The following is a 14,198-nucleotide window of genomic DNA, read 5'->3' as shown; positions in this document are numbered from 1 at the left end:
TTAGTGCTAAATAGTGGCTCTGGGCCTGGCCTGAAACACTAATAGGATTGAACCCAGCATCATAAGCACCATTGCTATTACCTGCGCCTCACTCAGCCCAGCTACTAACTCCGGATTCGGGCGTAGAAACTCAATACATACGCGTTCAATTGAGATCAGAAAAAGATAAAGCCCAAAGCGCTGAAAGCGCTCCTTTAGAATACGGGGACTAGTTTCAACCCGGCTTAGTATCCAGAGCACAATCAGGGCAGCCGCCGACTCGAAAAGCGGAGTGGGATATACGAGCTCACCAGGCATGGTCGGCACAACTCCCGTAGCATAAGACATCGCCCAGAAGCCGTGCGCTTGAATTCCATAATCACCATCCCCAGAGAGTTGGCATCCTACTCGCCCGATGGCGTAGCCGAGCGCTAAGCAGGGCCCCAAAGCATCACACAACCTTGCTATATCAGTGCCATCACGGCGCGCCATTATGAGCACAACCAACGCTGCGATAATAAATCCACCGTAAAATGTAAAACCAGCGCTAGAGAATAACGCCGCTAGCAGTTGCCCCTGTAATTCAGACCAGTGCTCCGCGATAAACCAGAGCCGCGCTCCGAGCAGCCCTGAGATACCAGCTGCTGTTACGTACCGTTCAGCTAAACGGGGCTCGATGCCGTAGCGACGAAAGCTAAGTGCTAGCCGCACGCCCCCCGCAAAGAGCGCAAGCGCCACCATCAAACCGAAGCTCCGGATAGGAAGTGGGCCTAATTCAAGTAGGGTTGGTATCATGTAACTATTCACCCCAGTATAAACTTGTCGGTGGTTAAAATAATTCTATCTTGCGATCGGTCCTAAAGACTCACCTTTCTTGTCGTCCCCTGATCGGGGACGCTTATTTTAGGGGTGAATAGTCACTGTTTTCACCCCCGATTTGCTCCGCAAATCGACCCCTGAGGGGTTTGCCTTACTTTATAAGAGAGGTGAGCATCTCGGCTACCCTCTTTTCACTCCATTCGCGCGGACCAACGATGCGCGTTACGGGCCCATTGCCATCGGGATCGAGCAGCACCTGAATACGGTGCTCACCGTTAAGCACGAATGATTCTGGTAGTCCCTTGACCTCGTAGAACCGTTTACTCTGCGAGTCCGTATCGATAATAATCGGATAGGTCATTCCGTAGGTGGCCTGCGCCGCCTTAATATTTTCGGGTGAATCATCGACAGCGATACCTACGACCTGTACTCCGTGTTCCTTAAGATTAGTATAGAGCGTCTGCAGAGCTGGTAGCTCGGCTATACAGGGGGAGCACCAGGTAGCCCAAAAGTTAAGCAGGATTACCTTACCCTGAATCTGATCAAGTGAGATCGGATTACCGTTAAGATCTACCCCCTTAATGTTTGGGGCCTTATCATCTGGATTAATTCCTGTACGACCGCCATCAGAGCAGGCAGATAGGAGCACAAATAAAACTGATGCTAGGGCTCTGAATATTCGCCCCATGGCGTGCTAACTACTCCGCTACTGGAGTAGTGGTTTCCGCCTCTACTGCGGCTGGAGTCTTGCTACCGTACTTCTTCTTAAAGCGATCTACACGTCCCTCTACGTCGAGCATCTTCTGCTGGCCGGTATAGAACGGGTGACACTTGGAGCACACACCGATTCGGAGCTCAGGAACCGTAGCACCGGTAGAAAATGTACTTCCGCAACCTCCGCAATAGACGGTTGCATCGAAATATGTTGGGTGAATGTTATCTTTCATAGCGGTGTAAGGGTACTGCACTGAGGGATCCGTGTCAACCTGCGGCCCAGCTGTTAAAAGCCTGCAAAAAGTCCGCTGGTAGCTCCATAGCTCGGCGGGTCTCTGTGTCCATAAAGACAGATTCGATCACCAGCTCAACCGCAGGCTTACCCCGCTCATTAAGAAGGGTCTGATAGATAATCAACACCCTGCCCAGCACCTCGGCCCGGTCACAGGTAACGGTTACCGTGCCCCGTTTTACCTCTCTTTTGTAGGTGGCGTTGAGCTTCGTAATAACGAGCGCCTTCCCCTCTGCCAGAAGCTGCTCATTGGGGAATCCGATCTCTCGCAGCAGCTCGCAGCGCGCCATCTCAAAGAGCGAGAGGCAGCGACCATGGTGCACATGTTCATACAGCGGCTCAACCCATGTATCATCTAACTCAACGGTGATAGAGAGCATCTATAAATCCTCCGGTGGTATCCCTGCCCAGGCAGGCCTCATTATACTCGGTGAATAGCCGCATGCCAAATAGCTCCGTTCGTGCTTTGATTATATTAAGTATCAGAGGAGTGTATATATGAAACAGATCTACCCAGCACGACTGAAAAAGGCCCTAAGCCTTCTTAAGGATTCAAAACAACGTGAGGTGCTCGTACTATCGAGCAACCCGCAGGTGGTGCGCTCACGAGACACCCATTTTCCATTCCGACAGAATAGCGACCTCTACTATTTTACCGGAAGTTACGCCCCCAACACCACCCTGGTGTTAAGGCCAGAATCGAAAGACCCAATAGTACTACTCGTATATCCAGAGGATAGGGTAAAAACCGTTTGGGAGGGAGCACGCCCACCAATTAAGCCCTTAGCGAAGCTCCTAAAGGCCGAGGTTATTACATCAACCGATCATGTTAAATCACTCCTAGGCTTACTAAAGGGCTCGGATCTAGCCTATCTTCAGTCAACTCACGGCACCGCCAGCGCGGCCATTAAGCGCGAGCTTTCCGAACGTAGCTCACACGCAACTCGCGGACTACCGCATACGCTGGTCGAGGCCGAGCGCTTTACGGCGCGACTGCGCGCATTCAAGGATCCCTCTGAGATCGCTCTGATTCGCAACGCTGCTGAGCTAACATCCGGCGCCCTGATGAATCTTTTGCCCCTACTGCGCAGCGGGGTAAATGAGCACGAGATCGGCACATTTATCGATTATTTTTACCGGATAAACGGCGCCGAGCCTGCCTTCAGTACTATAGTAGCTGCAGGAAAATCCGCAGCAACGTTGCACTATCATGCCCTTAACAGAACCCTTAAGGATGGCGAGCTACTGCTGATCGACACCGGCTGCGAGCTTGATATGTATGCTTCTGACGTAACTCGCACCATACCGATCGGCGAATCTGTAGCTCCGCAATTAAGGGATCTTTACGATATAGTTCTACGAGCGCAGCAGCTTGCGATCAAACAGATCCGCCCAGGGGTGCAAATTAGCTCCGTATTTGATGTTGCAGCGCGCGAGCTCACGCACGGACTCAAATACCTCGGAGTCCTCAAAGGTACGGTTCCGCAGTTGCTGAAAAAGCTCGCCTACCACCCCTTCTTTCCGCACGGTATTGGACACTCGCTCGGCATCGACGTACACGATGTTGCTCCTGGCAATAACGACAAACTCGCCTGCCTTGAGCAGGGCATGGTTATAACTATCGAACCTGGCCTTTACTTTAGTAAGCCTATTGGGCCTCTACCAGCCTGTGGGGTACGCATTGAGGACGATGTGTTGGTTACGGAGAAGGGTAGTGAGGTTCTTACTGCGGGTGTCTTTCCCAAGGGCTTTGATCACGTATTTGAGATGGTTAACTCAAGCAGGTAATTTATCCCACAATCTTTGAAGCACTGAAGCCGTAGCGATCTGGATCGTTAACTATTAGCGTGAGCGCTATCACTCGCGGAACGAAGCGGCGGGTCTCGCCGGGCAGGTGCCCACCTCGTGAAAGTTCCCAAAAATCTGTGCCGCCGCTACGGGTCATAACTCGATTGATTGCGCCACTGCCGGCGTTGTAGGCGGCTAGGGCGAGGTGCCAGTCCTGAAAGCTACTAAAAAGATCCTTTAGATACTTGGCTGCCGCTAAGGTCGAGCGCTTTGGGTCGAGCCTTTCATCCTGCATCCAATTGACCTTCAGCCCATAGAGCTGAGCTGTTGGGCGCATAAACTGCCATAGTCCCCGAGCTCCGGCTGGGCTCATTGCCGCAGGATCAAGACCACTCTCGACGGCGGCTATGGAGAGTAGCTCTCGTGGAACCCCCTCGCGCTCAAAAACCTTCCCCATCTTCTCGAACTGATCTGAGTGCTGTTCAAGCACCCTTACAACCGTACCTCTGTCTGCGGTCATAAAACGATTTAGCTCAACCTGCACCTCAGGGGTCACACCAAGATCTGGCTTTGGAAGCACCCGTGCTGACTGAACTGAGATCTGTTGCGGAGATTTAGTACGGCCGAAGTCAGTCTGTTCACCACTAGGCAGCAGGACGTTGTTACTAGATAGAGGGTGTCCACCCTGCCCGCTCGTGACAAATCCGCACCCAACTGAGGTGCTGAGGGCTGTTACTAAAATAATAGTCTGAAATAGGCGGCTAAGCATAATCGTCCTGTAGTACAGCCTAAGTACCACCTATAGGCAAGCTAGCCAGGGGCTCAGGAGGTAGCTCTAAGCCGCCAAAACGTTATAACCAGTTGAATTAACTGAGATGCGAGAAAACAACCGCAGTTTGCAACATGTCACTTAGTAACTGGTAGCACTTAGCCAATCCTGTAACGCCTCTCTTGCATCATAACGTAGTGCCATAATTTCGACACCGGATAAGGACAAGATGTTGTGCCATATGTTTAGCATGAGTTACTCACATTTGAGCTGTAGCAGGAGCCTTCAGATTAGGCCCCTAGCTATGCTCCTGTTCGGGCTCTGGCTCACCCTTGCTACCTCAGGATGTTCGATACTCTCCCCACTGACAGGACAGGCATCTAGCGATGATCGCGAGTGGCTTATGGACGGGACGCTCGCTATCTCTAGGCCTCTGCCCCCGATAAAACTCTCAAGCGGCGACCGTTCCCGTCTCGGTTCGATCGCTCAAATACACAGTTCAAGCTCCCCATATACGATCGTTCGAATCAATCGGAGTGCTGGAAAGCTCTCTCTTGAGAGCCCTGACAGCACACCGATAACGGTCAACGCTCAGGTTGCCAGCACTCTGCGCCCCGGGAGTTATACAGTGGCTCTCAAGCAAGCCAATCCGCTCTGGTACGCACCAAACACCTACTTCAAACAGCGCTCCATGCGAGTCCCAGCAGAGGGCAGTAAGGATCGTTTCAAACGTGGGGCGCTTGGCAAGCAGGCGCTCTTTCTGAACGAACAGACCCCGCTCCACAGTGGTCCAGTAGGAACCCTGGAGCTGGGAGGACTGCGCATAGCCCCCCAAGACATGAATAGAATCTTTGAGCTCGTACGGGTTGGAACTAAGGTCGAGGTGCGCTAACGGTTCGCGGCTTAGCCCCTGATTCGACATAGCCAGCCGGAGGGTGTATAACAGCACCTGTTCACAGCAACACAAACTATATTGAGTAGACGGGCGCACTTCGCCAATAGTCGTAGTAACACCTTGACTGGGAACTGCGATTCATCGGCCGAGGATAACTAAACGGTTACGAGCACTAGGAATATATGAAGTACGAAGAGTTAGGTGGTGGTTTCATCAAAAAGAAAGAGAGGCGCATAGTTGGCCTATTCATAGACGGCACCGGACTCGATCGTGCTACCCGCCGCATTAACCGCAAGGTCAACATGAGTGGACTTGTGCGCGGAGTAACCTCTGGCCTTAATCCGATCGTCGCCCGTTATTACACCCTTATTCCATACGAAGATGATTCCCGACAGCGCGCATTTCTGGATGCCGTTGCGCGTGCGGGGCTTTCCGTTATCGTTAAGCGTTTACCGCCCAAGGGTGTTACTCGTCAGGTCAGCGTTGACCTTGAGATGGCTGCCGATCTCGTCGCATTCTCCCTTGGCCTCTCTTCGTTCAGTAAAGAGAATGAGTACATGCCGGCTGACCAGCCAGTACGCTCCTCTGCGGCTATGGGAGGCATATCTAACTTCGGTCGCAGGCAATATGAGCAGGAGGATTTTCGCGACACTCCCCCTGTAGCCCCTGTGTACGAACGAACCCTTTTAGCCCGCGATACGGATCTGACGATACAGCGCTCAGTTGTTGTAGTTTGTCCGAGCCGCGAGCTGATCTACCCGCTTGGCATGATTAAGGATATCGGCTCCGACACTACGACAGCGGACTTCGGGCAGTTTAATACCGGAGACATCATGAAATCAGCCGCAAAGTGGATCGATCTCTCAGATTCAGAGACGATTTGGCGCGATTAATAGCGTTTATTATGCTACGTATAATCAACTAGATACCAATTAACTTGAGTATTGAGGGTTTATTTCTGCATTTAATTCAAAAATTTAATTAAACTCTAACTAAAATATGGGGTAAAACTCTTGTGGAGTGTTTCTAGTAGCCTGAGAATCACCTAAATGATCACAAGCGGTATAAACATCGATAGTACCGAAGGGAGTTTCGGTCCTGCTGCGAGGGCTGCAGCTCGTGACTCTTTGCCCCATTGGGAGGAGATACTGGGGGGCTGCGCTATAATACCAAGCTGCATTACCCCACATGTTATTGCCGGAACTAGGGCTTGCATCAAATATTCTGTGTCATATTCTGAAGCTGCACCTGAGATCCGTATTTTAGAGATCGTTGCGCTCTCTCCGAAGGATTCCGCATTGGGTACATACGTACTGACCCCTGAGCTGCAAGGCCCCCTAGCGTCAGAGCTGTGGGAAGTGCTGAATACTAATTCTATCGCTGGCAAAAATGCCGACCAACTCCTACCAGAGATCGTTAAAAAGATCTCACTAGATGTAGATAACAACTACTCTTGGGAGTTACGCAAATCTCTGAAGTCACTCTATTCCCTAATCAACGGCTCTCCAATGGAACGCGTGTTCCCAAGCTTTGAAGTTTTTGCAAAGAATCCTGACTATGCCCTCGATCAATCCTTTCTAGCAAAGCGCGTGATCGACGGTGAGGCTGTCTCGGTCCGTGCCGATCTATCACCAGAACTCCACAGAGTTATGTTTGACGTGAAGACCGAGAGCCCCTCAAAAGAAGCTCAGAGTAGCGAGTCCTTCTCAATCTGGCTCGCACCTAACAAGATTGCAATTACAACCTCCTCGGAATCAGCGATCCGTGAACTTCTGCAGATTACCTGGGACGCTATGCTTCAGTTTCAACAGGAGGGGCTAGATTCGATGCGAAGGTTCTTGTCACCCCCACACACTACTAACACAAAAGCTATTGCTGAGCTTCTCGATCAAGCCGAGGGCTTCGAGAGCTCTATTGACTCGAGGATCCTGTCCGGAGATCTGCATGCCGGGCAAATTACCTTAGTAGAGCAGCTGCAATCGGGTGCAGAGATTCGCCTGCATGTAGGAAGCTCTGCTGCTGCTATTAGCATTCACGCCAACGGCTCCGAGAACTCCTCCTCAGTGATGTGGCCTATGCAGGCCAAAGGAGATCTCTCCGATCCCAATCATCCTGTGCAGTTTCTATTGCGTGAGCAGGTAGCTAAACTGGCATTCGGTAATACGGATCGCAAAATGGACGCGCTTCTATTCCTAGACAAATACGCTAAGGAGAGCTGTAATAGATCTCCGTTCCTTACGGGCTGCTCGTTAGATGATACTCTTCCCTTCGAACTTCAAACGGATCCTGAGACCTTTCCAGATATAATATTCAATAGTGTTTCTGCGACCTCCCATGATCAAAGAATCGAACTGCTGCGCGGCATTCAGCTAGTAGAGCTTCGATATCCAGACTCCAGACCTGAAGCAAAGGGCGGCAGTACAAACTTTAGCCGTATCTGTTTTGGCATACACCCCAACGACTCTCTATATATTACAGCTAGAAACATTTTCGGGGGCCAATTAAGGGCTAAATTATCGGCAGAAACCTGCAATAACTCCGGTGGTTACCGCGAGGTAATTCGCAATATCGCAAAGAAGATGTCGGAGAGTCCCGCCCCTTTGCGAGTTGGAATGCAGCAGTTAATTGATGATTTGGTTCATCAAGATATTGATACTAACACTTGCGTATCTCCACTAAATCAATTCGGCACCCAACTACCTCCAAGCAACAATAGTGCTGCTAACCGTGCCTATGAAATGGCGGCTAAGCTGGCTAAGATCTGGGTCAAAACAACGGGCAACGACGCAAGCGACATAAGGCTTAATTGGATCGAACTTACCGATACCTGCCTAGCAACGATTGATGGTATCGGCCCAGATGGCTCCTCAATCGATATTACGATGACCGAAAGGGGTGCCTCCAAGATCGTTATTAACGCAGCCTATAGTGATGACTACCGTAAGGTGCATCAGATAAAGCTTAACCTTGAAAGTGCTGCCCTGCAGCACCTGGGTAAAAAAGCTACCTTCTTTAAGGATATATTCAAGCATTTATTCGAGTTGGCTGAATCGGCCCCTAACCACTTGGGTCATATTCAGAGCTCAAAGATGTACAAGTTTATCTCTAATCTCCCCACCAGTCATTAGCCCCTAAGGGGCCGATTTGCTCCGCAAATCGGGGGTGAAAACATTAACTGGTCACAAAATCTGTCGTCCCCGATCAGGGGACGACCAATCGAATTACCTATGAAACTTCGCCGTAATCTGAGTAGCTTGAATCGCGACATTAAACTACGGTGACCAGTTACGTTCAGTTTCCCGTTGACCTACTGAATCCAGTAGTGAATACTCCCTTACTTTCTCCCCTGAGACCTGGCCTTTCAGATAGCAGATACGCTACTTTAGCGCGGCGGTGCACGCGACTATAAACTGATAATTTTAACGAAAATAACCATATGGAATCCGCCCGCCGTTACGGTGAAAAGCAGAGAACAGACCCTTCACGCGCAACTCCTGCAGGTCGCGTTCCTCCCCAATCTCTCGAAGCAGAGGAGTCAGTTCTTGGCAGCATTCTGCTCGATAATCAGGCGATCAATATCTGCCTTGAAAAGATCCGCGCCGAGGATTTCTATAAGGCCGGACATCAGACGATCTTTGAAGCGATGGCAAACCTTTCCGACAAGCGTGAGCCGATCGATATCGTAACATTGGGGCAGCAGCTCCGCAGCATGGGGCAACTTGAAAATATTGGCGGCGCGCAGGTTCTCTCGTACCTAGTCTCCTCAGTTCCTAATGCGGCCAACGTCGGGTACTACGCCCGCATGATTAAAGAGATGTCTATTCGCCGTCGCTTAATCCACGAGTCAAACGACATCATTAGATCCGCTTTTGAGCTCGAGGGCGATCTTGAGGAGTTCCTCGATGGAACTGAGCAGCGCATCCTGGGGGTTTCTGACTTTCGTATCAACTCCTCCTTTCACCGCGTTAGCGATGTAGTTCAGGACTCAATCCGACTCGTAGAAAAGCTCTATGATCAGAAGGAGCCGGTTACCGGCGTACCAAGTGGGCTAGATAAGCTCGACAAACTAACCGCCGGCTTTCAGCCCGCAGATCTCATTATCGTTGCTGCGCGACCCTCTATGGGAAAAACCGCCTTGGTGCTCGGCTGGAGCCAATACGTAGGTATTTACGCACGCAAGCCAGTGGCTTTTTTCTCTCTTGAGATGTCAAAGGAGCAACTGGTGCTCCGTATGTTATGTAGCGAATCCCGTATCAACAACTCAAACGTACGAACGGGAGACCTCTCTGAGCGTGATTTCGCGCGGATAGTTGACGGGGCAAGCCGTATCTCTGAAGCTGAGATATTTATCGATGATACCCCTGCCCTTACAATTACTGAGGTGCGCGCTAAATCCCGCCGCCTACACCGCGATCACAAACTTGGACTCATAATCGTCGACTATTTGCAGCTCCTGCGCAGTCCGGCCTATAGCCACTCGCGAGAGCAGGAGATCTCAGATATATCGCGCTCCCTAAAGGCGCTCGCGAAGGAGCTAAGCGTTCCGGTTGTTGCACTATCACAACTTAATCGATCCGTAGAGTCGCGAAACGATAAGCGTCCGATGATGTCGGACCTGCGTGAATCAGGCGCTATCGAGCAAGATGCCGATCTGATCATGTTTATCTATCGTGATGAGGTTTACAATAAGGAGTCACCAGACAAGGGCGTTGCGGAGATTATTATCTCCAAGCAACGTACCGGGCCTACCGGAGCGGTGCGGGTTGCATTCTCGGGTGAATATACGCGCTTCGATAATCTAGATGAGAGCGATCTACCACAGTTGTCTGATGGCAGCTCTAGTAATGAATTTTAACTCTCCTCTGGCTGCAGCGCTTCCAACTCAGCACGTAAAGCACCTGGCCAGGTAACGAGCTCAAATCCACCCCTTTCGCGCAGCGCCAGCAAATCCTGCTGTTGCTCCTCTAGCTGCTCAGTAAGAACGCCAGCTAATGATCTACACTTAAATAACCACCAGGCGGCGCTGATCTCACTCCCCATCTCGGGCACCTCTGCAATTAGATCCAACGCCTGCTCTTCAGCCGCAAGTGCTCCGACATAATCCCCCTGCCCATAACGCGCAAGCCCAAGGGCGTGTTGCACGGCACCATTTCTACCCAATGCACGACCCTTGGCTAACGCCGCGCGGATAGTCTGCTCCGCTTCTTTAAAAAGATTTTGCGCAATTAACATACGCGCATGCCAGGCGAGCTGCTGTGGCTCGGGGGCCAACATCCAAGCTTCAAAGGAGTAACACAATGCCTCCTGCTCCCTACCTTCGGCGAAAGCCACATTCGAGATCGAGCGCGCTATGCGAGCTGCTTGCTTTGTATTTCCAGCCTCTTTAAAGCGCACAAATGCCACCTTAAGCTTATCCCTCGCCTCTGCTGAGGAGCCTAGCACAAACTCAATATCAGCCAGTGCCATCAGCAAATTCGGGTCCTCTGGCTTTTTAGCGAGTAATTGCTGTAGTAACTCCCGTGCTTCAACTCCCTGTCCGGTCTGGCCAATAACGAGCGCCAGATCAAACTGTAGCCTTTCATTCCCAGGATTAAGGTAATCGGCCTGTCGTAGTCTACTCTCAGCCTCAAAGAAACGATTGCTCTTTGAGAAGATCATCGCCTCGGTAACTAGCCCAGAAACAAGCAGCTCCCTTGATGAGGCGAACTCCTGGGAGTGACCAGAGCTTCCACCTATTGAGAATTGACGGTGCGATATAGGGACAGCGCAGGCGCTAAATGCGCCTATCAGCAATACCAGGAGGGTTTTTCCGGTTGCCATAGAGGGCCTACCACTTTGCGCCGACAAATATCAAAAGTCCGATCATAGCGATAGCATACGTAACCTTATCGCGAAGGGCAAAGACCAGCGGATCATCGTGCACCAGCCCACGTCTGGCTAGGAGCCAGATCCGACTTACCCAGTAGAGCAGCAAGGGACAGGCGAGGTAAACAACCTCAGGGGTAGTATAGAGAGCCGAAATCTCCTTACTACTTACATAGAGCGCAAGTACCAGCACCGCTATATAGGCGCTGGAGGTTCCAAATGCCGCTACCTGTTCAAGATCGCCAACAGAGTAGCCCCTACCCCAGGTTTTACTTTCGTTGCGTTGTTGCAATACGATCAGCTCAGAGAACCTCTTCACACAGGCCAAGCTAAAGAAGATAAACATCGAGAGCGCCAATAGCCACTGCGAAAGGTGTACTTCACTTACCACCCCACCAGCCACTATGCGCATAGTGTATAGGAACGCCAAGACGATAATGTCTATCAGCGCGTAGGCCTTCAGTCGGTAAGAATAGGCGGTCGTTAAACAGAGGTAGAGCGCAAGGATAACGGAGAACGCTGGGCTAACAAGATACGCTACTACAAACGACACCACAAAAAGCACCGGTATAAGGAGCATTGCAAGCGCTAGCGGCATGCGGCCCGAGGCGCAGGGACGTTTGCGCTTGCGGGGATGTTGTCGGTCCGCTTCAAGATCCAAGAGGTCGTTCATTAGATAGACCCCCGATGCGCACAACGAAAACGAGATGACGGCCGCGATAGTGGAGCTCAATGCCGCAAGGTTGAGCCATTGATGGGCCAAAATAAGGGGTGCAAAGAGCAACACGTTCTTTAACCACTGATGCAGCCTTAATGCTTTTAGTATCGTACGAAGCCGCATCGGTTGCTTGGGGATGATAGTAGCTCCGGGGTACGCCGCTACTATGCGTCGACCAAAACTGGCGCTCGCCGTGGTGCAAACAACACTAGCAGCCGATCCCCATACCTTAATATCTGCTTTTGAATCTCCAACGTACTCCCAGGCCTCTCCCCCAAGATGTGCATTAATGGCCTGCGCCTTGGCTGCACCCTTACAGTTAAGAACACCCTCGGTTGCGATCACTTCACTAACAAACCCAAGCCTCGTCGCCACCCTCTCCACCAGGGAGCGGTGTGAGGCAGAGGCTAGCACGATGCGCTGTCCGTTATTTGAAGCCTGTCGTAGGTATTCAACTACCCCATCATTCAGAGGCAAAAGGTCCACAGCGAGCGTAGAGGCGCGCTTGGCAAGCATCTTCTTAAGGTGCGCTCGGCCCTGAAGTAGCCAAAAAGGGAGTAGCAGGAACGTTAGAGGCTCGCGCTTAAGGACCAGCAAAAGGGACTCGTAGAGCAGATCGGTCAAAATAATCGTGCCGTCAACATCGGCACAGATAACTGACGGTTTTTCGTTTTTATAGAGCATCTCTCCCTGCATACGCCGTCTTATAGCAAGGACCAGCGACTCCGTCACCGTTTAAACCAGCAGAACGTAATTCTTCAAATTGCGTAACCATTCCGCACAAACTAAGGACGATCACACACGTAGATGCTATGTACTAACCCCTCAGGGGTCGATTTGCAGAGCAAATCGGGGGTGATAATATTAACTATTCACACAAAATCTATCGTCCCCGATCAGGGGACGACAAGAAAGGGGAAGAGCCGTACAAAAACCGCCTCCCATAAGCATTAACTTATACAACGATAAAACGTAGTGAATAGTTACCTGATTGCGCTATAGCACCCAGCTAGCTATCATTTTTATAGGATCAGATTACAGTTCTGCTCCTGCCCTTTAAATGAGGTTTGTTGTGAAAACATATGAGTCGTGGGCAAGATACCCAAAGATAAGAAACCAGCAGATCTTGCGAGCGGACTCTCCGAGTTCCGCCCTAGTCCTTCCGACCGATGGCCGCTCTGTCCTGCCTTACGGCCTAGGGCGTAGCTACGGTGATAGCTGCATTAACAACGATAACGCCATTATCGAAACCTCTGCGCTCTCTTGCCTAATCTCCTTTGACGAAAAAAGCGGGGTACTTAAGGCCGAGGCCGGCGTCAGTCTCGCTGCAATACTCGATGTTTTTGTGCCGCGTGGTTGGTTCCTGCCGGTATCCCCTGGAACAAAGTTCGTTACCCTTGGTGGCGCAGTTGCAAACGACATTCACGGCAAGAACCACCATAAATCTGGAACCTTTGGCTGCCACGTTAAGAGCCTCGGGCTGCGTCGCTCGGATGGAAGCTACCTGACCTGCTCTTTAAGCGAGAACGAACTGCTCTTTCGCGCCACAATAGGCGGGCTTGGCCTGACCGGACTAATCACCTGGGTAGAGTTTCAACTTATTCCGATAGCCTCTCCCTACCTCGATACCCGCACGGTCAAGTTCAGAAATCTGGATGAGTTCTTTGATGTTTCGGCGGAGAACGACTCGCTCTATGACTATAACGTCTCCTGGGTTGACTGCACCTCCGAAGGGGCTAGCCTAGGTCGGGGGTTGTTCATGGCTGGGAACTTCTCTCAGCGCACAAAAAATAAGGCCCGCTTTGCTCCAGCGCTACCCTTTCCCTGCGATGCGCCAGCGTGGTTACTAAATTCTTATTTAATGCGCTCATTTAATACCGTCTACTATAATAAGCAGCTCAGCCGCACGGTTGATGCACTGACACATTACGACCCCTTCTTTTATCCCCTTGATGCGATCCTGAACTGGAACAAAATGTACGGCCGTCGCGGATTCTTTCAGTACCAACTCATAGTTCCATTTGATCACGATCGCAGTATTATCAAAGAGATCTTTACCCGTATTACCCGTTCAAAGCGCGCCTCGTTCCTTGCGGTACTAAAAACCTTTGGTGCCATCGAGTCTCCTGGCCTAATCTCCTTTCCAACTAAGGGCGTAACGCTCGCTCTGGACTTTCCAAATGATGGTACTGCTACACTGAACCTTATGAACGAGCTAGACCAGATCGTTAGGGAATCCAAGGGGCGGATCTATCCGGCAAAGGATGCCCGCATGTCACCGGCTATGTTTGAAATATCACACCCGCGCTTGAATGAGTTCAAAGCTCTGATCGATCCGCGTTTTTCCTCAAGTTTATGG

The 14,198-nt window shown here is 51.0% G+C and carries 13 protein-coding genes; 6 read left to right on the top strand and 7 right to left on the bottom strand.

Annotation, left to right across the window (positions count from 1 at the left end):
- Positions 1–6 precede the first annotated feature (6 nt).
- The 4 genes from NTV65_09695 to NTV65_09680 form a co-directional block, all read right to left on the bottom strand.
- Positions 7–774, bottom strand: coding sequence for a prolipoprotein diacylglyceryl transferase (locus NTV65_09695; protein ID MCX6115466.1), 768 nt, complete (start codon positions 772–774; stop codon positions 7–9).
- Positions 775–949: 175 nt separating this feature from the next.
- Positions 950–1,486 carry a TlpA disulfide reductase family protein gene (locus NTV65_09690; GenBank protein MCX6115465.1) on the bottom strand — a complete coding sequence of 179 codons (537 nt, stop codon included), beginning with the start codon at positions 1,484–1,486 and terminating at the stop codon, positions 950–952.
- Between the two features lie 10 nt (positions 1,487–1,496).
- Entirely contained in the window at positions 1,497–1,745 is a 249-nt protein-coding gene (gene rpmE / locus NTV65_09685; protein MCX6115464.1) for a 50S ribosomal protein L31, read from the bottom strand.
- A 34-nt stretch (positions 1,746–1,779) separates the two neighbouring features.
- Positions 1,780–2,184 (bottom strand): thioesterase family protein, encoded by a 405-nt coding sequence (locus NTV65_09680; protein ID MCX6115463.1) that lies wholly within the window; start codon positions 2,182–2,184, stop codon positions 1,780–1,782.
- Between the two features lie 118 nt (positions 2,185–2,302).
- Here NTV65_09680 and NTV65_09675 point away from each other — a divergent pair, with 118 nt between their 5' ends.
- Positions 2,303–3,592, top strand: a complete 1,290-nt coding sequence (locus tag NTV65_09675; GenBank protein MCX6115462.1) for an aminopeptidase P family protein — start codon at positions 2,303–2,305, stop codon at positions 3,590–3,592.
- A 1-nt stretch (position 3,593) separates the two neighbouring features.
- On the opposite strand, the gene NTV65_09670 is transcribed toward NTV65_09675, so the two are convergent.
- A complete protein-coding gene (locus NTV65_09670; protein MCX6115461.1) occupies positions 3,594–4,361 on the bottom strand; it encodes a lytic transglycosylase domain-containing protein in 768 nt (255 codons plus the stop codon).
- Positions 4,362–4,611: 250 nt separating this feature from the next.
- Here NTV65_09670 and NTV65_09665 point away from each other — a divergent pair, with 250 nt between their 5' ends.
- From NTV65_09665 to dnaB, 4 genes are all read left to right on the top strand, one after another.
- Positions 4,612–5,253, top strand: coding sequence for a L,D-transpeptidase (locus tag NTV65_09665; protein ID MCX6115460.1), 642 nt, complete (start codon positions 4,612–4,614; stop codon positions 5,251–5,253).
- Between the two features lie 185 nt (positions 5,254–5,438).
- Complete coding sequence (locus NTV65_09660) at positions 5,439–6,149, top strand: NYN domain-containing protein (protein ID MCX6115459.1); 711 nt, start codon at positions 5,439–5,441, stop codon at positions 6,147–6,149.
- Between the two features lie 333 nt (positions 6,150–6,482).
- Entirely contained in the window at positions 6,483–8,384 is a 1,902-nt protein-coding gene (locus tag NTV65_09655) for a hypothetical protein (protein ID MCX6115458.1), read from the top strand.
- A 308-nt stretch (positions 8,385–8,692) separates the two neighbouring features.
- A complete protein-coding gene (gene dnaB / locus NTV65_09650; GenBank protein ID MCX6115457.1) occupies positions 8,693–10,111 on the top strand; it encodes a replicative DNA helicase in 1,419 nt (472 codons plus the stop codon).
- Here the strand turns inward: dnaB and NTV65_09645 are convergent.
- Entirely contained in the window at positions 10,108–11,076 is a 969-nt protein-coding gene (locus NTV65_09645) for a tetratricopeptide repeat protein (protein ID MCX6115456.1), read from the bottom strand. The two genes, dnaB and NTV65_09645, sit on opposite strands and share 4 nt — an antisense overlap.
- 7 nt (positions 11,077–11,083) lie before the next feature.
- Entirely contained in the window at positions 11,084–12,535 is a 1,452-nt protein-coding gene (locus tag NTV65_09640; protein ID MCX6115455.1) for a UbiA family prenyltransferase, read from the bottom strand.
- Positions 12,536–12,911: 376 nt separating this feature from the next.
- On the opposite strand from NTV65_09640, the gene NTV65_09635 reads away from it, so the two are divergent.
- Positions 12,912–14,198: FAD-binding oxidoreductase (locus NTV65_09635; protein MCX6115454.1), on the top strand; the 1,287-nt coding region annotated here is incomplete at its 3' end.

The sequence above is a fragment of the Pseudomonadota bacterium genome, from assembly GCA_026390555.1.
In the GTDB taxonomy this organism is placed as follows: domain Bacteria; phylum Bdellovibrionota_C; class UBA2361; order UBA2361; family OMII01; genus OMII01.
The sequence above is the reverse complement of the archived record's forward strand: the minus strand, read 5'-3'. Positions and strand labels throughout refer to the sequence as shown.

Bases quoted from the DNA above. Each gene is read 5' to 3' on its own strand.
- NTV65_09695 (MCX6115466.1), bottom strand. From the start codon at position 774: ATGATACCAACCCTACTTGAATTAGGCCCACTTCCTATCCGGAGCTTC.
- NTV65_09690 (MCX6115465.1), bottom strand. From the start codon at position 1,486: ATGGGGCGAATATTCAGAGCCCTAGCATCAGTTTTATTTGTGCTCCTA.
- rpmE (MCX6115464.1), bottom strand. From the start codon at position 1,745: ATGAAAGATAACATTCACCCAACATATTTCGATGCAACCGTCTATTGC.
- NTV65_09680 (MCX6115463.1), bottom strand. From the start codon at position 2,184: ATGCTCTCTATCACCGTTGAGTTAGATGATACATGGGTTGAGCCGCTG.
- NTV65_09675 (MCX6115462.1), top strand. From the start codon at position 2,303: ATGAAACAGATCTACCCAGCACGACTGAAAAAGGCCCTAAGCCTTCTT.
- NTV65_09670 (MCX6115461.1), bottom strand. From the start codon at position 4,361: ATGCTTAGCCGCCTATTTCAGACTATTATTTTAGTAACAGCCCTCAGC.
- NTV65_09665 (MCX6115460.1), top strand. From the start codon at position 4,612: ATGAGTTACTCACATTTGAGCTGTAGCAGGAGCCTTCAGATTAGGCCC.
- NTV65_09660 (MCX6115459.1), top strand. From the start codon at position 5,439: ATGAAGTACGAAGAGTTAGGTGGTGGTTTCATCAAAAAGAAAGAGAGG.
- dnaB (MCX6115457.1), top strand. From the start codon at position 8,693: ATGGAATCCGCCCGCCGTTACGGTGAAAAGCAGAGAACAGACCCTTCA.
- NTV65_09645 (MCX6115456.1), bottom strand. From the start codon at position 11,076: ATGGCAACCGGAAAAACCCTCCTGGTATTGCTGATAGGCGCATTTAGC.
- NTV65_09640 (MCX6115455.1), bottom strand. From the start codon at position 12,535: ATGCAGGGAGAGATGCTCTATAAAAACGAAAAACCGTCAGTTATCTGT.